At 29.5% G+C, this 19,123-nt stretch carries 19 protein-coding genes and 1 tRNA gene; 10 read left to right on the top strand and 10 right to left on the bottom strand.

Annotated features, from left to right (window positions below; genetic code table 11):
* Nucleotides 1-42: 42 nt before the first annotated feature.
* The 5 genes from bamA to I1A51_RS03390 form a co-directional block, all read right to left on the bottom strand.
* Complete coding sequence (gene bamA, locus I1A51_RS03410) at nucleotides 43-2,559, bottom strand: outer membrane protein assembly factor BamA (protein ID WP_196891131.1); 2,517 nt, start codon at nucleotides 2,557-2,559, stop codon at nucleotides 43-45.
* Nucleotides 2,552-3,307 carry an isoprenyl transferase gene (locus tag I1A51_RS03405; protein WP_196891129.1) on the bottom strand — a complete coding sequence of 252 codons (756 nt, stop codon included), beginning with the start codon at nucleotides 3,305-3,307 and terminating at the stop codon, nucleotides 2,552-2,554. The genes bamA and I1A51_RS03405 overlap by 8 nt, the downstream gene beginning before the upstream one ends.
* 8 nt (nucleotides 3,308-3,315) lie before the next feature.
* Nucleotides 3,316-3,996 carry a type IX secretion system protein PorG gene (porG, locus tag I1A51_RS03400; protein ID WP_196891127.1) on the bottom strand — a complete coding sequence of 227 codons (681 nt, stop codon included), beginning with the start codon at nucleotides 3,994-3,996 and terminating at the stop codon, nucleotides 3,316-3,318.
* A gap of 133 nt (nucleotides 3,997-4,129) precedes the next feature.
* Nucleotides 4,130-5,014, bottom strand: a complete 885-nt coding sequence (locus tag I1A51_RS03395) for an NAD kinase (RefSeq protein WP_196891125.1) — start codon at nucleotides 5,012-5,014, stop codon at nucleotides 4,130-4,132.
* Between the two features lie 4 nt (nucleotides 5,015-5,018).
* Nucleotides 5,019-5,678: a CBS domain-containing protein gene (locus tag I1A51_RS03390; protein WP_196891123.1), complete on the bottom strand. Its 660-nt coding sequence runs from the start codon at nucleotides 5,676-5,678 to the stop codon at nucleotides 5,019-5,021.
* Nucleotides 5,679-5,871: 193 nt separating this feature from the next.
* Here I1A51_RS03390 and I1A51_RS03385 point away from each other — a divergent pair, with 193 nt between their 5' ends.
* The 4 genes from I1A51_RS03385 to tig all read left to right on the top strand — a co-directional run bounded on the left by I1A51_RS03385 (nucleotide 5,872) and on the right by tig (nucleotide 9,202).
* Nucleotides 5,872-6,591, top strand: coding sequence for a pyridoxine 5'-phosphate synthase (locus tag I1A51_RS03385; RefSeq protein WP_196891116.1), 720 nt, complete (start codon nucleotides 5,872-5,874; stop codon nucleotides 6,589-6,591).
* Between the two features lie 3 nt (nucleotides 6,592-6,594).
* On the top strand, nucleotides 6,595-7,368 hold the full coding sequence (locus I1A51_RS03380; protein WP_196891114.1) for an alpha/beta fold hydrolase: 774 nt from the start codon (nucleotides 6,595-6,597) through the stop codon (nucleotides 7,366-7,368).
* Nucleotides 7,369-7,432: 64 nt separating this feature from the next.
* Nucleotides 7,433-7,777: a phage holin family protein gene (locus I1A51_RS03375; protein ID WP_196891112.1), complete on the top strand. Its 345-nt coding sequence runs from the start codon at nucleotides 7,433-7,435 to the stop codon at nucleotides 7,775-7,777.
* Between the two features lie 99 nt (nucleotides 7,778-7,876).
* Nucleotides 7,877-9,202 (top strand): trigger factor, encoded by a 1,326-nt coding sequence (gene tig / locus I1A51_RS03370; protein ID WP_196891111.1) that lies wholly within the window; start codon nucleotides 7,877-7,879, stop codon nucleotides 9,200-9,202.
* Between the two features lie 74 nt (nucleotides 9,203-9,276).
* Here the strand turns inward: tig and I1A51_RS03365 are convergent, their stop codons facing one another.
* Nucleotides 9,277-10,671, bottom strand: a complete 1,395-nt coding sequence (locus I1A51_RS03365) for a dipeptidase (RefSeq protein WP_196891109.1) — start codon at nucleotides 10,669-10,671, stop codon at nucleotides 9,277-9,279.
* Between the two features lie 179 nt (nucleotides 10,672-10,850).
* Between I1A51_RS03365 and I1A51_RS03360 the strand changes: the two genes are divergently transcribed.
* Together I1A51_RS03360 and upp are read left to right on the top strand one after the other, a co-directional pair.
* Nucleotides 10,851-10,932: transfer RNA gene (locus tag I1A51_RS03360), tRNA-Leu, on the top strand.
* A 104-nt stretch (nucleotides 10,933-11,036) separates the two neighbouring features.
* Complete coding sequence (gene upp, locus I1A51_RS03355; protein WP_196891107.1) at nucleotides 11,037-11,690, top strand: uracil phosphoribosyltransferase; 654 nt, start codon at nucleotides 11,037-11,039, stop codon at nucleotides 11,688-11,690.
* Here upp and I1A51_RS03350 read toward each other — a convergent pair.
* Nucleotides 11,687-12,625 carry a DUF6427 family protein gene (locus tag I1A51_RS03350; protein WP_231373953.1) on the bottom strand — a complete coding sequence of 313 codons (939 nt, stop codon included), beginning with the start codon at nucleotides 12,623-12,625 and terminating at the stop codon, nucleotides 11,687-11,689. The two genes, upp and I1A51_RS03350, sit on opposite strands and share 4 nt — an antisense overlap.
* Before the next feature lie 41 nt (nucleotides 12,626-12,666).
* Here I1A51_RS03350 and I1A51_RS03345 point away from each other — a divergent pair, with 41 nt between their 5' ends.
* Together I1A51_RS03345 and trmB are read left to right on the top strand one after the other, a co-directional pair.
* Nucleotides 12,667-12,861 carry a DUF6341 family protein gene (locus tag I1A51_RS03345; protein ID WP_196891104.1) on the top strand — a complete coding sequence of 65 codons (195 nt, stop codon included), beginning with the start codon at nucleotides 12,667-12,669 and terminating at the stop codon, nucleotides 12,859-12,861.
* A gap of 157 nt (nucleotides 12,862-13,018) precedes the next feature.
* Nucleotides 13,019-13,690 (top strand): tRNA (guanosine(46)-N7)-methyltransferase TrmB, encoded by a 672-nt coding sequence (trmB, locus tag I1A51_RS03340; RefSeq protein WP_196891103.1) that lies wholly within the window; start codon nucleotides 13,019-13,021, stop codon nucleotides 13,688-13,690.
* A gap of 23 nt (nucleotides 13,691-13,713) precedes the next feature.
* Here trmB and I1A51_RS03335 read toward each other — a convergent pair whose 3' ends face one another.
* On the bottom strand, nucleotides 13,714-14,667 hold the full coding sequence (locus I1A51_RS03335; protein WP_196891101.1) for a geranylgeranylglycerol-phosphate geranylgeranyltransferase: 954 nt from the start codon (nucleotides 14,665-14,667) through the stop codon (nucleotides 13,714-13,716).
* Between the two features lie 13 nt (nucleotides 14,668-14,680).
* Nucleotides 14,681-15,619 (bottom strand): mevalonate kinase family protein, encoded by a 939-nt coding sequence (locus I1A51_RS03330; RefSeq protein ID WP_196891099.1) that lies wholly within the window; start codon nucleotides 15,617-15,619, stop codon nucleotides 14,681-14,683.
* A gap of 236 nt (nucleotides 15,620-15,855) precedes the next feature.
* On the opposite strand from I1A51_RS03330, the gene I1A51_RS03325 reads away from it, so the two are divergent.
* Nucleotides 15,856-17,016 carry a beta-ketoacyl synthase N-terminal-like domain-containing protein gene (locus tag I1A51_RS03325; protein ID WP_196891098.1) on the top strand — a complete coding sequence of 387 codons (1,161 nt, stop codon included), beginning with the start codon at nucleotides 15,856-15,858 and terminating at the stop codon, nucleotides 17,014-17,016.
* Nucleotides 17,017-17,063: 47 nt separating this feature from the next.
* Nucleotides 17,064-18,182 carry a biotin synthase BioB gene (bioB, locus tag I1A51_RS03320; protein ID WP_196891096.1) on the top strand — a complete coding sequence of 373 codons (1,119 nt, stop codon included), beginning with the start codon at nucleotides 17,064-17,066 and terminating at the stop codon, nucleotides 18,180-18,182.
* An 83-nt stretch (nucleotides 18,183-18,265) separates the two neighbouring features.
* Here the strand turns inward: bioB and I1A51_RS03315 are convergent, their stop codons facing one another.
* Complete coding sequence (locus tag I1A51_RS03315) at nucleotides 18,266-19,096, bottom strand: universal stress protein (RefSeq protein WP_196891095.1); 831 nt, start codon at nucleotides 19,094-19,096, stop codon at nucleotides 18,266-18,268.
* Nucleotides 19,097-19,123 lie beyond the last annotated feature (27 nt).

Genomic DNA, 19,123 nt, shown 5'->3' with positions numbered 1-19,123 from the left:
GCCATATTTTGGAATTAAACTTAGAATTATAACTTAAAAAAATTAAAATTGTTGTCCGAAGATGAAATGAGTTTGCCATCCAGACTTCGTAGGATTGATTGTTGCATCAGCAGGATCAAATCCATAACCGAAGTCAATTCCTAATAATCCGAACTGAGGCATAAATACTCTTAATCCTAAACCAGCAGAACGTTTTAACTCAAATGGATCGTAATTATCGAATCCGTTATAAGAGTTACCTGCCTCCATAAATCCAAGTGCATAAATCGATGCAGCTTGTCCTAATGTAATAGGATATCTAGCTTCTAAAGAGAATTTATTATAAATAGTTCCTCCAGTAGCTGATGACAATGCATTATTTTCATAACCTCTTAATCCGATTGTTTCTCTACCATCTAATTGGAAGTTTGCTAAACCATCACCTCCAACATAATATCTTTCGAAAGGAGAGTCACCAATTTCTGAGTTATAATGACCAAGGAATCCAAATTCTGTATTTAAGAATAAAACAGATTTTCCGATTAATGGCGTATACCATTTTCCTTTGAAACTAATTTTATAATATTCTAACCATTTATATTTTTCCTCAGGAGCTTCATTTTCATAATCTCTTCCTTTAGAAAATAAAGAGTATGGTAATGTTGCTTTAGCAGTTACTGAGAATTCAGAACCAGTTTGTGGGAAAATAGGATTAGGTCCAGAAGAATTTCTTGATAAACTTATTTGGTAAGATAAGTTGTTTGAAATTCCATTATCAAATTGTAATGATGAAATGAAATAGTTTCTGAAATCATATCTCTGGTAACTTAAAGTTTGAGATAATGAGAAATAATCATCTGGCCATTTTAATCTTTGTGCAATTCCAACTGAAGTTCCTAAAATTTGTAATCTTTGACTTCTGTCTACACTATTAAATCCACTATATCCATATTGTCTAGATGAATAAACAGAGAATGAAAGTGATTTAGGTCTTTTTCCACCGATCCAAGGTTCTGTAAATGAGAAACTATATGTAGTATAGAATTTACTTCCTTGTAATCTTAAAGATAATTTTTGTCCGTCTCCCATTGGAAGAGGTTTATATTCTTTTAAGTTAAAGATATTTCTTAAAGAGAAGTTATTGAAAGATAATCCTAATGTTCCAATAAATGCATTTCCACCATATCCTCCTTGTAATTCAATTTGACTTGAACCTTTTTCAGCAACAGAATATTCGATATCTACTGTTTTTTCTTGGAAGTTTGGTTTTACATCAGGAACAATTGCTTCAGGATCGAAGAAACCTAGTTGACTAATTTCTCTAATCGAACGAATAATATTTGTTTTACTAAATAATTGTCCAGGTTTTGTTCTTAATTCTCTATAGATAACATGATCATTTGTTCTATCATTTCCAACTACAGAAACACCTGTAATTGTCGCTTGTTTATCTTCATAAATACGAATTTCAATATTGATAGAATCATTTTCTACACCAGTTTCAATAGGTGTAATTCTTGAAAATAAGAAACCAGAATCTAAGTATAATGTTGTTAAATCTTCTGAGTTTGGTGTTCCGTCACCTTTTACTCTTTCTTTTAAGATTTTTCCATTATAAATTTCTCCTTCTTCAATTCCTAAATAACGGTGTAAATAATCAGTTTTGTAGTGGCTATTTCCAACGAATCGGATGTCACCAAAATAATATTGTTTTCCTTCTTCAACAGTAATTTCAATATCTAAACGATTGTCTTTTACTTTATTTATTTTATAATCAAGAACTCGTGCATCACGATATCCAAGCTCACTATAAGCTTCTACAATACTATTTAAATCTTCTTTGAACTTTTCTTCGATAAATTTAGAAGTTTTCCAGAATCTACCGATTACAGCTCTTTTTGTATTTTTCATCGCTCCTCTAATTTTTCCATTAGAGAAAGCTTTATTTCCATGAATTTTAATACTTCTTACCTTAACTTTTTTTCCTTTGTCAAGGTGAATTAACATATCAACACTATTTGCGCTTGAAGAATCTTTTCTAGTGTCAATATTTACTTTTGTATTTAAGAAACCTTTATCAACATACTGTTTTTTAAAGTAGTTTTTTGTTGTAATTAAAAGGTTTTCAGTAACCATTTCACCTTTATCAAGATTTGCATCTTTTTTAAGGTCTTTGGCTTTTCCTTTACGAATTCCTTTGATAGTTACATCATTTAATTCAGGTAATTCTGTAACTTCAAATAAAAGATAAATAGAATTTCCATCTATCTTATCAATATAAACATCAACTGTACTAAACTTTTTTGTTTCATAAAGTCTTTTAATCGCACTTGTAAGTTTATCACCAGGAATTTTAATTTCTTGCCCGATTGTTAAACCTGTATAGATACGAATACTCTCTTCACTAAATTTTTGAAGACCAACAACTCTTATACCCCCTAATGTATAGATTTCTCCTTTTTTATAACTTGAAGACGTTTCAGTAGTGTCTGTTTTAGAATTATTTGTTTCTTGTGCAACAATATTGCTGCTTCCAAGGATAATTGATAACAGTAATAATGATAATCTTAATTTACTCATTGTCGATCTTTTCTATTTGTTCGCTGGTTTTCCCAAAGCGTCGTTCTCTATTTTGATAGTTTAAAATTGCTTTTAAAAAATCTTCTTTTCCAAAGTCAGGCCAAAGAACATCTGTAAAATATAACTCAGAATAAGCTATTTGCCATAGTAAAAAATTACTAATACGCTGTTCTCCACTGGTTCTAATCAGAAGATCTACATCTGGCAAAGTAAATGTATATAAATGATTATTTATAACTTTTTCTGTAATTTCTTCTGGCATTAACTCTTTATTAACAATTTTTTGAGATATTTTTTGAAATGCTTGTGTCAATTCTTCTCTTGCTCCGTAACTCAAAGCTAAAGTTAAAATAATTCCAGAATTATTACTAGTTAAATTAATAACTTCATTCAATTCTTTTCGTGCTTTTTCAGGAAGTAGATTTAAGTTTCCAATTGCTTGAAGCTTTACATTATTTTTCTGTAAATTTTTCACTTCATTTTTAAGTGAAGATACTAAAAGACTCATCAAAGTCTTTACTTCTAATTTTGGTCTATTCCAATTTTCTGTAGAAAAAGCATATAGTGTTAGAGCTTTTACACCAATTTCTCCTGCTGTCTCAATTGTACTCCTTACCGCTTTTACACCATTTTTATGTCCGAAAACTCTAGGCATACTTTTTTGTTTTGCCCATCTACCATTTCCGTCCATGATTACAGCTACGTGCTCAGGTACTCTGTCCTTATCAATTTGTTCTATCAAGCTCATAAATATTTTTATCTTCTAGATGAATAACAAGCTGGTCTTCCAAAAGTATAAACTACAGAAACTCCTGTAAAAATATACCAGTCATTCGTATCTGGATTTCCGAAATTTAAATCAGCTATATCTTCTCTATTATAATCTAAATCGTCAACTAAAGTATATCGTGCAGATAACTCAAAATTAACGGCTATTTTGTCATACAATCTAGTTTTATATCCAAAACCAAATGGTAAAGTAATCGATGTATTCGAACCATATTCAAAAGAACCATCCGCTCTTTGTGATTCTACATTTTTATAATTAAAGACTCCAAGAGCAACTACTAAGTATGGCGAATAATCATCATATCTTGAAGACATATCAAATTCAAAAAAGTTGAACTCTACACCGAAAGCAACTTCTTTAATAGAATTTGAAAAGGAATATCCTCGCTCTTCTCTAATTTTATTCGAAGAATTTTTATCACTATCTCCAATATTGAAATAGGTAAAAGTTCCTCGTAGAGCAATTCTCGGATTTAAATTATACTTATAAATACCTCCAAATGCTAATTTGTTAGGTTTTATATAGTTTTCACTTCCTATATCTCCGATATAGTTACTACCACCCAAAATGATACCTGCTTCATGGATTTGTCCGAATGAAACGGTTGTAATACAAAGTAATACGTAAAATAAAATTTTTCTCTTCATGTCTAAAAATAGCTTGCAAATATAATTATTTATATTTGCTTTAGGTACACTCTTGTTTCTTTTTTGATAAACTATATTTATTATAATTTATTGTGAAAGTTCGTAAAGATACAGTTAAATTCGAATATATCTACTAATTTCTAGTATCTTCTCCCCAAAGTAATTTGCTACGTAATGTTTTGAAAAATGATTGTCCTTCCATTTCAATTGTTTTGATGGTAAACGGCGCTTTTTCTATGTAAATCTCTGTTTGATTGTTAATTGTAGTCACTCTTGAATCCAAAGAAATTAAGAATAAATTCTCATGTCCATTTACTGTCAATTTTATTTTTGTATCATTTGGAATAATTAAAGGTCTTGTATTTAAATTGTGTGGTGCAATTGGTGTTAAAACAATATTTTTTGCTTGTGGCATTAAAATCGGTCCACCACAACTCATCGAATAACTTGTAGAACCTGTCGGAGTTGCAATAATTAATCCGTCTGCCCAATAAGAAGTTAAATATTCGTCATCTAAATAAGTATTTACAGTAATCATCGAAGTCGTATTTTTTCTACTTACCGTTATTTCATTAATTGCATATTGAAAATCTTCTGAATCTAAAACTTCAGGAATTAATTTTAAACTTAAAACAGAACGTTCGATGATTTTATATTCATTACTCAATAATTGATCAATAGCATTTTTTATTTCGTCTTTTTGAATTGTCGACAAAAAACCAAGTCGTCCCGTATTTATACCTATAATAGGTATGTCTGAATTTCGAACATAAGTGATTGCTCTTAAAATCGTCCCATCACCACCAATAGTTATAAAAAAATCAGTATCCGATGGTAAATCATCATAATTTAAAAAAGTATCAAAGCACTCTTCTTCTTGCAAATGTTTTTTTAATTCATAATAAAAATGGAATTCAAAAATAACTTTTACGCCTCTTTTCTTAAAATGTTTTAAAAGTTTACTTATATAAGGTTTTGTTTCGTCTTTATATTTTTGACCATAAATGGCTACTTTCATTTTCTTAAATGTTTAGGTATTTTTTTAAATAATTCGATCGGTCTCTCAAGCTTTCTAAAAGTAAATCATCATCATGTTTAGAAATTAAAAAATATTCATACCTTCTAAAAGTTTGAATAATTTCATTGATATCATGAGAAACAAGTCGAATCGAAACCTGAATTTTTTCAGCTTTAATTTTGGAAACAAGCATTCCTAAAATTTTACCTTTATTCGTTTCTACAATCTGAGAAATTTCACTAAAACTAAAATCTTTAATGTTTTTTTCTACAACTAAAATATCTCCTTCTTCTTGAAAATATGGCAATTCATTTAATAAGTGAATTATTTCCAAAATTTCAAAACTACCAATAAATTCTCGCTGCGAATTTACAACAGGAATCACATTTGTATCATATGTAGAATACATTTTTAGCAAATCGACAACTTTCGTGTTTTCTTCTGCAAAAAATGATACAATTAAATGGTCGAATTCTCTAATTTTCTTAGAAGTATTCTTTTCTAATAAAATATCATTAACAGGAATGCAACCATGGTATATTCCATGTCTCGTAATTGGATAATGTGTATAATTCGTTCCTTCTATTGCAAAAATCAAATCTTGAATTGTAGCTTCATCTGAAATTGCAGGAAAATCTGTAGTTATGTAATCTGAAATACTCATACCATTTTTATTTTATAAGAAAAAAATCTTTAATCCGTTGAAATATAAAATATTTTAAGAACCAATTCAAAGACTTTAATCATAAATTGAAATAAAGTCTACTCCTTAGCATTTCTTAAAACTATTTTAAAACGTTTCTCAGTAAAACACAATATCTGTACCTTTGTGCTTTCAAAAATCAAGTTACGAAATAATGACAAAATTAAGTGTTAACATAAACAAAATAGCGACACTTCGTAATTCAAGAGGTGGAAATATGCCAAATCTTGTACAAAGTGCTATCGATATTCAAGAATTTGGAGGAGAAGGAATCACAGTTCACCCTAGACCTGATGAAAGACATATTCGTTACCAAGATGTTTATGATTTAAAACCGATTATCACAACGGAATTTAATATTGAAGGAAATCCAATTCCTAAATTTATGGATTTGGTTTTAAAAAATAAACCAACACAAGTTACTTTAGTTCCAGATGCAATTGATAATTTAACTTCTGATGCAGGTTGGGATACAGTAAAAAATCAAGATTTCTTAAAAGAAGTAATTTCAGAATTTAAAAATAATGGAATTCGTACTTCTATTTTTATTGATACAAATGAAAAATTCATCGAAGCTGCTGCAACAACTGGAGCTGACAGAATTGAGCTTTATACAGAAGAATTTGCTCGTCAATATGCTTTAGGAAATGAAAAAGCAATTTTGCCTTATGTAGAATCTGCAAAATTGGCTTCAGAATTTGGTTTAGGTATTAATGCTGGACACGATTTAAATTTGGAAAATATTCACTTTTTCGCAAAAGAAATTCCAAATCTTTTAGAAGTTTCAATTGGGCATGCTTTGATTTCTGAGTCTTTATATTTAGGATTAGAAAATGTTGTAAAAATGTATTTACAACGTCTTAAAATTTCATAAGAAATGAGAGAAGTTTTACATTCAAGAATCCAAGGACAAGGGGAACCGTTATTAATTCTTCATGGATTTTTTGGAATGAGTGATAACTGGAAATCTTTAGGAAATAAATATGCCGAACAATTTGAAGTACATATGATTGATCAAAGAAATCATGGAAGAAGTTTTCACTCAGAAGAATTTACTTATGAATTGATGGCAGAGGATTTATTTCATTATATCCAACATCATAATTTGAAAAAAGTTTCACTTCTTGGACATTCTATGGGAGGGAAGACTGTGATGCTTTTTGCTACAATGTATCCAGAAATGGTTGCTAAATTAATTGTCGCAGATATTTCTCCAAGATTTTATCCAGTGCATCATGATTTAATTTTAGAAGCTTTAAATTCGATAGATTTTTCAATTCATAAAACAAGAAAAGAAGTCGAAGAAGTTTTAAAAGAAAGAATTGATGAAGTTGGTGTCAGACAATTTTTATTAAAAAATGTTTTTTGGAAGACAAAAGAAGAACTGGCTTTTCGTTTTAATTTAGAAAGTTTAACAGAAAATGTAGAAGAAGTTGGTGTTGCACTTCCTTCTTTTCATGAATTTGATAAAAAGACACTTTTTTTAAGAGGTGAAAACTCAGGATATATTTCAAAAGAAGATGAAAGTTTAATTTTTGCACATTTTCCAAAAGCGAAAATTCAGACTGTCAAAAATGCAGGTCATTGGTTACATGCTGAAAATCAGACAGATTTTTATACTTATTCTATTGAATTTCTGACAGAAAAATAGTTTTGTACGGATTTTGTTAGTAATTTTCACGAAAAAGAAAATTAATTATAATAGCATTAGAAGTATGAAACTAGTATTAAAAATATTATTAACAGCAATTGGCGTAATTATTTTGTCCAAAATATTGCCTGGAGTTGAAGTAAGTGATTTCCTCTCTGCTGTTTTTGTAGCAATCACCTTAGGATTTTTACGTTTGTTCGTAAAGCCTATTTTAATTTTTTTAACCTTGCCTGCGACCATTGTAACACTAGGATTATTCCTATTTGTAATCAATGCTGTGATTATCCTATTAGCCAGTAGTTTAGTTGGTGGATTCTTTGTTTCAGGTTTTTGGACAGCTTTACTATTTAGCTTGTTATTATCCCTCTTTCAGTCGTTATTCAATCCGATGTTAGAAGAAAAGAACTAAAAATAGTTGACTAAGAAGAATTTAAAGGTTTGCTAGATTGGTAAAAATGACTAATTTTGCAGCCTATTTTTAATTATTACAGAATAAATTACGTAAAAAATGAATATTACAAAAGAGAATGTTGATGCATTGAATGCAGTTGTAAAAGTTGATATTACAGCAGCAGATTATCAAGATAAAGTAACTAAAGTTTTACAAGATTACCGTAAAAAAGCTAACATTCCAGGATTTAGACCAGGACAAGTGCCGATGGGATTAGTGAAGAAGCAATATGGAAAATCTGTAATGATTGACGAAGTAAACAAATTATTACAAGAAGCTTTAAATAAATTTATCACGGAAGAAAAATTAGACATTTTAGGTAATCCTCTTCCAAAAGAAAACGAAAACTTTTCTTGGGATGCTGAAGATTTTTCTTTTGAATTTGAATTAGGTTTATCTCCTGAATTTGATGTAAACTTAGATACAGAAGATAAAGTAACTTATTATAACATTTCTGCTGACGAAGAATTAATCAATAAAGAAATTGAAAACATCCGTGGTAGATTTGCAAAAATGATTTCTCAAGAAGAAGTTGTTGAAGGAGTAACTATTACTGGAACTTTTGTTAGTGAAGATGGAGAAATCGAAAACAAAGCTACTTTTGTTTTAGAGGACATCAAAGGAAAAATGAACAACAAAAAGTTCATGGGTAAAAAAGTTGGAGCTGAATTAAAGTTAAAAACTAAGAACTTATTCTTAGAAGATGACAAATTAGCTGCTGCAATGGGGAAAGATGTAGAAGAAGCAAAAGCTTTAGAAGCAAACTTAACTTTCACTATTGAAGAAATTAACACTAAAGAATTAGCGGAAGTTAATCAAGAATTATTTGATAAATTATTCGGAGAAGGAAATGTAACTTCTGAAGACGAATTAAGAGCTAAGATTAAAGAAGATGCTGAAAAGCAATTCATTGGTCAAGCTGATCAAACTTTCTTAAACAAACTTACAGAGTATTTAATTGATACTACTTCATTTGAATTACCAGCTGAGTTTTTAAAGAAATGGATTTCTGTTGCTGGAGAAAAGCAATTATCAACTGAAGAAGCTGAAGAAGAATACAGTCGTTCTGAAAAAGGATTACGTTACCAATTAATCGAAGGAAAGATTATGAAAGATAACAATATCCAACTTTCTTACGAAGATTTAAAAGAGCACACAAAAGGATTCATCATTCAACAATTAGCACAATTTGGGAACACTAATCCTGAAGATAGCGAAGTGGATGAAATCGCAAACAGAGTATTATCTAACCAAGAAGAAGCTAAGCGTATTTCTGAGCAATTAGTAGCGCAAAAAGTATTAGAATTCTTCAAAGAGAATGCTAAGTATGCAACTAAAGAAGTAAACTTTGAAGAGTTCATCAAAGAAGTTTACAATAAATAAGAGATTTATTTAGTTTACGAAAAATAGTAAAGGCTGTCAAATGACAGCCTTTATTTTCTATATCTAGAATGATTTTAATTTTCTTTAAATAATTCTGTATAATATTTATAGAATAATGGAATCGTTTCAATACCTTTTAAATAATTGAAAACTCCATAATGCTCATTTGGTGAATGAATCGCATCAGAATCTAAACCGAATCCCATTAAGATTGATTTACTTTTTAATTCTTGCTCAAATAATGCTACAATTGGAATACTTCCTCCAGAACGTTGTGGAATTGCAGGAACACCGAAAGATTCTGTGTAAGCTTTGTTCGCAGCCATGTATCCAATATTATCAATTGGTGTAACATAAGCTTTTCCACCATGATGAGGAGTTACTTTTACAGTTACGGCTTCAGGAGCAATTTTTGTAAAATGATCCATAAATAATTGTGTAATTTCTTCTGGATCTTGATCTGGAACTAAACGCATCGAAATTTTTGCAAATGCTTTAGAAGGAATTACTGTTTTTGCACCTTCACCAATATATCCTCCCCAGATTCCATTTACATCTAAAGTAGGACGAATTGAGTTTCTTTCGTTTGTTGTATATCCTTTTTCTCCATAAACATCATTGATATCTAAAGCATTTTTATATGCTTCTAAAGAGAAAGGTGCTTTTGCCATTTCAGCTCTTTCATCTGCTGAAAGTTCGATTACTTTATCATAGAATCCTGGAATTGTAATGTGATTATTCTCATCATGAAGAGAAGCAATCATTTTATTTAAAACATTAATAGGATTTGCAACTGCTCCACCATATAATCCAGAATGTAAATCTCTGTTTGGTCCTGTTACTTCGACTTCCACATATGATAAACCTCTTAATCCAGTTGTAATAGATGGTTGCTCATTAGAAATCATTCCTGTATCTGAAATAAGAATTACGTCATTTGCTAACTTTTCTTGATTTCTTTTTACAAACCAATCTAAACTTGGAGAACCAATTTCTTCTTCTCCTTCAATCATGAATTTTACATTACATGGTAAATTATCATTTTGAATCATGTATTCAAAAGCTTTTACATGCATGTACATTTGTCCTTTATCATCACAAGCTCCACGCGCAAAAATTGCTCCTTCTGGGTGTAATTCTGTTTTTTTAATTACAGGTTCAAATGGTGGAGAATCCCATAATTCAATTGGATCTGCTGGTTGAACATCGTAATGTCCATAAACTAAAACAGTAGGTAAGTTTGCGTCTATGATTTTTTCAGCATAAACAATTGGATAACCTGGAGTTTCACAAATTTCTACTTTATCACATCCAGCTTTTTCTAAGCTTTCTTTTACTGCATCTGCTGTATTTAAAACGTCTTGATTGTATGCTGTGTCGGCACTGATAGAAGGTATTTTTAGTAATTCTATTAATTCATTGATGAATCTATCTTTATTTTCATCAACATATGATTTGATATTTTCCATTGATATGTATGTGGTTTTGAAGTAAGTTATTGTATAATAACCAATTAAAGTGTGAAATGTAAACTAAAAAAATCACTTTCTTTAAAAAAGTAAAGATATTTATAAAAAATCATAAAAAAAATGAAAAAAAATCTTGTGGAATAAATACTTATCTTTATATTTGCACTCACAATAACCAAGCGGGCGTGGTGGAATTGGTAGACACGCTAGACTTAGGATCTAGTGCTTCACGGCGTGAGAGTTCGAGTCTCTCCGCCCGCACAAAAGCTAACTGAAGAAGTTAGCTTTTTTTGTATCCAGACTTTTCGTAAATTCGGAACAAGTTTTACTTCAATAATGAACATAATTTTGTAAAAAATAAAATCATGATTATTCATAACCTAGAACTGAACAATTCTTTAGCAAATAAATATATTGCAGAATTAAGAGATGTAAATATTCAAAAAGATAGTATGCGTTTTCGCAAAAATATAGAGCGAATCGGTGAAATCTTGAGTTATGAATTTAGTAAAACATTAAATTATACAGAAAAAGATATTGTTACGCCTTTAGGAACAAAAAAGAGTTTTTTACCAGAAAATGATATTGTTATTTGTTCTATTTTAAGAGCAGGTTTACCAATTCATAATGGAATTTTAAATTATTTTGATGATGCTGAAAATGCATTTATTTCTGCATATCGTTTTCATCCAAATAACGATGCGGAGTTTGAAATTAAAGTAGAATATTTAGCAGCTCCATCTTTAGAAGGAAAAACTTTAATTATCGCTGATCCAATGTTAGCAACAGGAAATTCGATGGTTGCAGTTTATGAAACTTTATTAAAACATGGAAATCCGAAAGAAATTCATGTTTTTGCTGTAATTGGAGCAAATCAGGGAGTGGATTTAATAGCAGAAAGTTTACCAGAAAATACACATCTTTGGATTGCAACAATTGATGCTGAATTAAATGATCATGGTTATATAATTCCAGGTTTAGGAGATGCTGGAGATTTAGCTTTTGGTTCGAAACTTTAATGATTTAAGAAATAATATTGTAAGAATATAGCGCATCCTATGAAGATATATAGGATGCTTTCTTTTATCCATACTTTTTTAATTACTTGTATATAATTACTTAAAATAGTTGCACAAGGAAATAATAAAAATAAAAGTGTTTCTGTTGTTTTTTGCGAACTAAAAGCGATAATTACTAAAGCTAAAAAGAAGCTTAAAACCAAAATTCCCCATGAATATTTTATAACATTTCCTTGGTTTGAAATTCTAGGAGTTGTGAATAAAATAGAAACAAAAGTACTTATAGTTAATAATCCTAAAGCGAGAATATTCGGATAATTTTTTTGATAAACTTCGAATTCCATGTTATAATAAATTGTGAAAGAATTCATGAATAATTCCGAATTATCTGTCCATAAAGTATAAGTGTAAAATAAAATAAGAGGACAAATGAATCCAATAATTGGAATTAATAGATTTTTGATATTAATCTTTTCAAAAATAAATAAGCTTATATAAATAAGAACTCCAAAAAGAATACTCCAATTAAAAAATAGTGCGGAAACTGCTAACCAAAATCCAGCATCGAACAACTTTTGCTTACTATTTTTGGTAGAACTTAAGCTAAAAACTCTTCTAAAAAATAAAATTAAAAAGAAATTAGAGAGAAAAATAGGGTTCCAATGAAGTACTTTTGGAAGCATTGCCAAGATAATGATTGTAAATAATGCTCCGTACGAATTATTCTTCGTTAAATTGTTTTTCCTGATTACAAATGAGAAAATAATCAAGAATAATAAGGAAAACATAAAGATACCTACACTTTCTAAAATATTTATAAAACTGTAATTTTCAGCTATATTTTTTAAAAAAGGTATAATTGAAATTACAAATAGAAGGAAAATTATAGATAATAAATTTATTGGTTTTGTTTTATTAAAAAAATTGGCAATCATCACTATATTTTATACTTTTGCAAAGTAAATATAATTAAGATATGATTGCAAACAATATTTTTAAGGCGATAGGTGACTTCTTTACAAATGTAGCATTCGCACCTTTTGATACACTATATAACATGAACTGGTGGTCAGCAAACTTACCAAGTTGGATTTTTATCATTATTACATTCGTAGCATTCTTCTACTGGATGGGACAATTATTGAAATTTAAGAAAGAAGGTAGAGAGTAGGAAGAAATTCTTGAATAATATTGTTTAAGATTACAAAATACAAAAGTGGTAATATGTATGGTACATGTTACCATTTGTTGTAATAGATAATTATGGAACAAGAAAAATCATGTTTTAAAATGTGGTTTTAACTTGTAAAACTTAAAATTAGAATCTTTTGGGAAGTAAAAATAAATTAAAACGATTTAATGAAAACGATACATTTGATAATGTAATTCAACCAACAAGAGAAGAGGTTGTAAATGGTTTTCAGTGGAAAGGAAAATGGAATTCTTTTTTTAAAAATGACAATCCAATTATTTTAGAATTAGGTTGTGGAAAAGGAGAATATACAATTGCTTTAGCAAAGAAAAATCCGAACATCAACTATATTGGAGTTGATATTAAAGGAGCTCGCTTTTGGAGAGGTGCTAAAACAGCAATCGAAGATAACATGAATAATGTTGCTTTTGTTCGTACACAAATTGAATTGATTGATCTTATTTTTGCAGAAAATGAAGTTTCTGAAATTTGGATTACATTCCCAGATCCTCAAATTAAATATAAAAGAACAAAGCACAGACTTACAAATCATGATTTCTTAAAGAAATACAATCATATCTTAAATGAAGAAGGAGTTGTGAATTTAAAGACAGATAGTGAGTTTATGCATGGATACACATTAGGATTATTACATGGTGAAGGACATGAAGTAATTTATGCAAATCATGATGTTTATAAGAATCAAGGTGCGCCAGAGGAAGTAATCAACACACAAACTTTCTACGAACAACAGTATTTAGAAATAGGAAAAGCTATTACTTATATAAAATTTAAAATCCGTTTTTAAGAGCGGATTTTTTTGCTTTAAACTTAAAGTAAACAGGAAAGTAAATTATCTACTTTATTAATAATAATATCGTGATCAATAAACGCCATTGAGAAAATTCCAGCAATAATTAAAAGTTTAAGAATGTTATGAATTAAATTATATTGCTTTTGCGATTTACTTCTCCATAATAAGATTCCACAGAAAATTAATACCACAATACTTGTGTAAAAATAGTATCGCATTCCTCCAATTTCTGGATTTTTAAACAAAAAATATATTGGGTCAAATGCAAAAATGATTAGTAAACTTGTTAGAATTTTTGTAAAATGTTCTCCATAAACAATTGGAATAGTTTTATAATTTTGAACAACATCTCCTTTAATTTTTTCTAAATCTTTCACCAATTCTTTTATCAATAATACACAAAAAACAAAAGCTGCATGTGTGAATATGATGTAAGAGAAATTCTTGAAATAAACAAAAATGGCAAAAAATGGTAAAATTGTAAGTGTAGCCGCTGAAAATAAACTTACTAAAGGATATTTTTTAAGTTTATGAGAATAAAGCCATATCAAGAAAATATAAACTGCGAAGAAGATTGCAGCTCTAACAGATACGATAAAAGAAATTCCAACACCGATAAAATTTAAAACAAAATAAATGCTAAGTTTCGTTTTTTGACTAACAATAGCATCAAGTTTCGACTTTTCTGGTCGATTGATTCTATCTGTATCAGAATCGTAAAAATTATTGATAATATATCCGGAAGCAATTACACAAATTGTAGAAAGTACAATAATGTATAAGTGAAAATCAAGAAGTACATTTATTAGCGATCTGTTGTGGGAAAATATAAATATCGAAGCCATGTATTGTGCAAAAACTAATACAGCGATATTATATCCTCTCACAACAGAAAGTAAGCTAAATAACTTTATATAGAAAGGATATTTCTTAGGAGGTGTATTTTTTTTAGCTTCTTCTAATAAATCCATAGCAAAAAATTGCTTAAAAACGATACACCAATTCTAATCTATAATCTTTCAGTTGTTCCTTTGCTTTTTCAAAATCAGGTGCAAATCCAAGAATGTATCCACCACCACCAGAACCACAAAGCTTCAAGTAATAATTGTTAGATTCAATTCCAGATTGCCAAACTTGGTGAAATTTCTTAGGAATCATTGGTTGGAAATTATCTAAAACAACTTTTGAAAGTTTCTTTACATTTCCGAATAATGATTTTACATTTCCTTTTAAGAAGTCATCAATACAAGCGTCTGTGTGTGCAGAGAATTCTTTACTTAACATATTTCGGAAACCTTCATTTTTCATTTTATTCATGAAAATATTTACCATTGGTTCCGTCTCACCGATAATTTGAGAATCCAATAAGAAAACAGCTCCTTTTCCTTCTTCTTTTTGTGAAGGAATTCCAGCAGGCTCAATATGATCTTTTGAATTAATAAGTATAGGAATACTTAAATAACTATTTAATGGATCTAAACCTGAACTTTTTCCATGGAAAAAAGATTCCATAATAGAAAAAATCTGTTTTAATTGTAATAATTTATCTCGAGTTAAGTTTTCAAGAACAGTAATTTTATTGTTTGCATATTTGTCATACAAAGCAGCAACTAAAGCTCCAGAACTTCCCACACCATATCCTTGTGGAATGCTCGAATCAAAATACATTCCTTCATTAATATCCTTTTCTAATTCTTCTAAACGAAAAGAAAGTAATTCAGGAAATTCTACTGTTTTTTCCTTTAAATAAGTATAAAACAAGCACAAATTTTTATTTGAAAGTGCTGCACTCTCATTCAAATTTTCTTCTTTTTTCAAAGTTCCTTGATAAGAGTTATATGGAATTGCCAATCCTTTTGAGTCTTTGATAATTCCGTATTCTCCGAAAAGAAGAATTTTTGCATAAAATAAAGGTCCTCTCATAATTTAATTCCCATTTAAGTAGCAAAGATAGTAATCATTTCTGTATTAGGTCTTTTATTTAATGTATAATTGCTTGTTTTTAGGTGATTTTCATTGATTTCCGTGATTCATTATTTAAAAAACATATTTTTACACACAATTTAGAATCATTAATTACTAAAAGTTAAAACAGAAACTAATTAGTTTTTTTTAGTAAAATTCAAGACATTTGCACGCCTATTTAATTTTTCATTTTTATGAATGAACAAATATCAATTACTGGTTTAGCTTCTATTTCTGCTTTAGGAAGTGAATTTGAAGAAGTATTTCAGAATTATCAGAGTTCAAAACATTTTTTAAAAGAACAAAACTTTGGTAAATTTTCTGGAATTGTTAGCTCAATTTCACAAGAATTAGAAGAAAAATTAGAAGAAGTAAGAAATTCAGATACCAAATATAAATCGATAGATAAATCTGTATTATTTGCGATTTTTTGTGCAAGAAATGCAGTAAAACAAGCAAATTGGAATATTTCCGATTTTGGGATTAATGTTGGTTCTTCAAGAGGAGCAACAGAACTTTTTGAAAAATATCACGAAGAATTTACACAAAATCCTTTTGGAAAAACAAATACTTTGAGTTCACCAACTACAACTTTAGGAAATATTGCTTCGTGGGTGGCACATGATTTACAAACAGAAGGACCGACAATCAGTCATTCTATTGCTTGTTCTACAGCTTTGCATTCTATTTTAAATGGAATTGCATGGATACAATCAGGAATGTCTGAAGCATTTTTAGTTGGAGGAACTGAAGCTTCGAATACGCCTTTTACAGTTTCGCAAATGAAAGCATTAAAAATTTATGCAGAACCTACAAATTCTTATCCAGTTCGTACTTTAGATTTTTCCAAAGAAAAAAATGGAATGGTAATCGGGGAAGGAGCTGCGATGATGTGTTTGGAAAAAGGAAAAAAAGAAAACGCGCTTGCATTTATAGAAGATATAGGATATGCAACAGAAGTTTTAAAACACAATGTTTCGATTTCTACCAATGCAGATTGTTTTCAAAAATCGATGAAAATGGCTTTAAAAAATACCAAGATAGAAGAAGTAGATTGTGTGGTAATGCACGCTCCAGGTACGAAAAAAGGAGATAGTTCTGAATACAATGCAATTGAAAAAATATTTGGTGAAAAAAAACCTGCGCTTACGAGCAATAAATGGAAAATAGGTCATACATTAGGAGCCTCGGGAGCGTTAAGTATGGAATTGGCAATTTTAATGCTTCAGAAACAAGAATTTATTCCAATTCCTTTTTTAGAAAATCAGAAAAAACCTAATAAAATCAATAAAATATTAGTAAATGCAGTAGGATTTGGAGGAAACGCAGTAAGTATTTTACTTGCACGTAATTAATTCCTTTTTATTCTTTACATTTGGATAAAATTTCAGAAATAAAGCTTATGAGTGAAATTAGACATAATTGGACGAGAGAAGAGATACTTGAGATATATAATAAACCGTTAATGGAGCTTTTATATCAAGCTGCAACAGTACATAGAGAGCACCATGATCCGAATCAAGTACAAGTAAGTACTTTATTATCTATCAAAACAGGGGCATGTCCTGAAGATTGTGGATATTGTCCGCAAGCAGCTCGTTATCATACGGATATTGAAGGAAACGATTTAATGTCTGTTCAACAAGTAAAAGCACAAGCATTACAAGCAAAAGCTGGAGGATCTTCAAGAGTTTGTATGGGAGCATCTTGGCGTAATGTAAAAGATGGACCAGAGTTTGAAAATGTATTAGAAATGGTTCGTACAATTAACAAATTAGATATGGAAGTTTGTTGTACGTTAGGAATGTTGACAGAAAATCAAGCTAAAAGATTAGCAGAAGCTGGACTTTATGCTTATAATCATAATTTAGATACATCAGAAGAATATTATAAAGAAGTAATTTCTACAAGAGGATATGAAGATAGAATTAAAACTATTGAAAATGTTCGTAAAACAAATGTAACTGTTTGTTCAGGAGGAATTATTGGAATGGGAGAAAAATTAGAAGATAGAGCAGGAATGTTAGTTTCGCTTTCAACTTTTAATCCACATCCAGAATCTGTGCCAATTAATGCGTTAGTTCCAGTAGAAGGAACGCCAATGGAAGAGCAAAATGTTGTTGAAATTTGGGAAATGGTTCGTATGGTTGCTACAGCTAGAATCGTAATGCCAAAAACACAAGTTCGTCTTTCAGCTGGTAGAACAGAAATGTCACAAGAAGGACAGGCAATGTGTTTCTTCGCAGGAGCAAATTCAATTTTCGCAGGAAGTAAATTATTAACTACACCAAATCCTGATGTAAATGAAGATATGAAGATGTTTGATAAATTAGGATTAGTTCCAAGTAAACCATTTATCAATATCATGAAAAAACCTGAAACTGTAGAAGCAGAAGATTCTCAATATACAGCACAAGGTGAAAAACCAAAATGGTCAAGACCTGGTCATGAAATTGAAAGAAATGTTGCTGCAACTGAGAAAGCAAAAGAAATCAGAAAAGCAGAGAAAGTAAATTCTTAATTAAAGAGTTTAAAAAAATAAAAAAATCGCCTATTTCAGAAATGAGATAGGCGATTTGTTTTGTTGTTGAAAAATATTATTAATTATATCTTGAAAGTAATTACTGGTTTAAGAGAATGATTTGTTAAATCCTCTGTAATACTTCCATTAAATAAATGTGATAAACCACTTCTTCCGTGAGTATTTAAAGCAATGACATCAGCGTCAATCTCATTTGAGAAGTTTAATATTCCTCTTTCTATAGAGCTATCATTATAAATATTAATAGTATAATCTTTTAAATCATATTCTTTAATAAATGCCTCCATTGTGTAATTAGATTCTCTAGTAGTTTCGAAGTTGTATGGAGTATTTATTTTTACTAAATGAACTTTAGCTTCAAAAATAGAAACAAAATCTAATAACTTATCAAAAGTCTTTTTGTTTTCTTTTGTAAAGTCAGAAGCAAAAACAACATCTTTTACTTCAAAATCTTCGTTATTATCTTTGATAACTAAAACAGGAATTTCAGAGTTACGAACTACTTTTTCCGTATTAGAACCGATAAAGAATTCTTCAAGACCAGAAGCTCCATGAGATCCCATGATAATTAAATCAATTTCATGTTGTTTACTAGCATCGATAATTCCTTCAAAAGTTCTATGGAATTGTACAGATTCGATTACTGTTAATCCTTCAAAAAACTCTGATTGTTTAAATTTCTCAAATTTTTCATGTACTTTTTTCATGTACATTACTTTTAGAGGACCAGTTTCAGAGCTTGTAAAGTTAGTTGGGTCAATCACGTCTGAAGGTAATTCAAACATGTGTAATAAGTAAATCTCACTCCCAGTTTTTCTTGCAAATTTAGCGGCAACTTTTGCAGCATTAGCAGATTGCTCTGAGAAGTCAATTGGTACTAGTATTCTTTTCATAATTTAGTTAGTAATGTGTGGTTAATT

The organism is Aureivirga marina, assembly GCF_015767265.1.
GTDB classification, from domain to species: Bacteria; Bacteroidota; Bacteroidia; order Flavobacteriales; family Flavobacteriaceae; genus Aureivirga; species Aureivirga marina.
The sequence above is the reverse complement of the archived record's forward strand: the minus strand, read 5'-3'. Positions and strand labels throughout refer to the sequence as shown.

What these genes read in the sequence shown, in the direction of transcription:
- I1A51_RS03395 (WP_196891125.1), bottom strand. Translation starts at nt 5,014, where the DNA reads ATGAAAGTAGCCATTTATGGTCAAAAATATAAAGACGAAACAAAACCT.
- I1A51_RS03375 (WP_196891112.1), top strand. Translation starts at nt 7,433, where the DNA reads ATGAAACTAGTATTAAAAATATTATTAACAGCAATTGGCGTAATTATT.
- I1A51_RS03385 (WP_196891116.1), top strand. Translation starts at nt 5,872, where the DNA reads ATGACAAAATTAAGTGTTAACATAAACAAAATAGCGACACTTCGTAAT.
- I1A51_RS03405 (WP_196891129.1), bottom strand. Translation starts at nt 3,307, where the DNA reads ATGAGCTTGATAGAACAAATTGATAAGGACAGAGTACCTGAGCACGTA.
- tig (WP_196891111.1), top strand. Translation starts at nt 7,877, where the DNA reads ATGAATATTACAAAAGAGAATGTTGATGCATTGAATGCAGTTGTAAAA.
- porG (WP_196891127.1), bottom strand. Translation starts at nt 3,996, where the DNA reads ATGAAGAGAAAAATTTTATTTTACGTATTACTTTGTATTACAACCGTT.
- I1A51_RS03345 (WP_196891104.1), top strand. Translation starts at nt 12,667, where the DNA reads ATGATTGCAAACAATATTTTTAAGGCGATAGGTGACTTCTTTACAAAT.
- I1A51_RS03390 (WP_196891123.1), bottom strand. Translation starts at nt 5,678, where the DNA reads ATGAGTATTTCAGATTACATAACTACAGATTTTCCTGCAATTTCAGAT.
- I1A51_RS03365 (WP_196891109.1), bottom strand. Translation starts at nt 10,671, where the DNA reads ATGGAAAATATCAAATCATATGTTGATGAAAATAAAGATAGATTCATC.
- I1A51_RS03380 (WP_196891114.1), top strand. Translation starts at nt 6,595, where the DNA reads ATGAGAGAAGTTTTACATTCAAGAATCCAAGGACAAGGGGAACCGTTA.
- I1A51_RS03335 (WP_196891101.1), bottom strand. Translation starts at nt 14,667, where the DNA reads ATGGATTTATTAGAAGAAGCTAAAAAAAATACACCTCCTAAGAAATAT.
- I1A51_RS03350 (WP_231373953.1), bottom strand. Translation starts at nt 12,625, where the DNA reads ATGATTGCCAATTTTTTTAATAAAACAAAACCAATAAATTTATTATCT.
- I1A51_RS03315 (WP_196891095.1), bottom strand. Translation starts at nt 19,096, where the DNA reads ATGAAAAGAATACTAGTACCAATTGACTTCTCAGAGCAATCTGCTAAT.
- I1A51_RS03330 (WP_196891099.1), bottom strand. Translation starts at nt 15,619, where the DNA reads ATGAGAGGACCTTTATTTTATGCAAAAATTCTTCTTTTCGGAGAATAC.
- bamA (WP_196891131.1), bottom strand. Translation starts at nt 2,559, where the DNA reads ATGAGTAAATTAAGATTATCATTATTACTGTTATCAATTATCCTTGGA.
- I1A51_RS03325 (WP_196891098.1), top strand. Translation starts at nt 15,856, where the DNA reads ATGAATGAACAAATATCAATTACTGGTTTAGCTTCTATTTCTGCTTTA.
- upp (WP_196891107.1), top strand. Translation starts at nt 11,037, where the DNA reads ATGATTATTCATAACCTAGAACTGAACAATTCTTTAGCAAATAAATAT.
- bioB (WP_196891096.1), top strand. Translation starts at nt 17,064, where the DNA reads ATGAGTGAAATTAGACATAATTGGACGAGAGAAGAGATACTTGAGATA.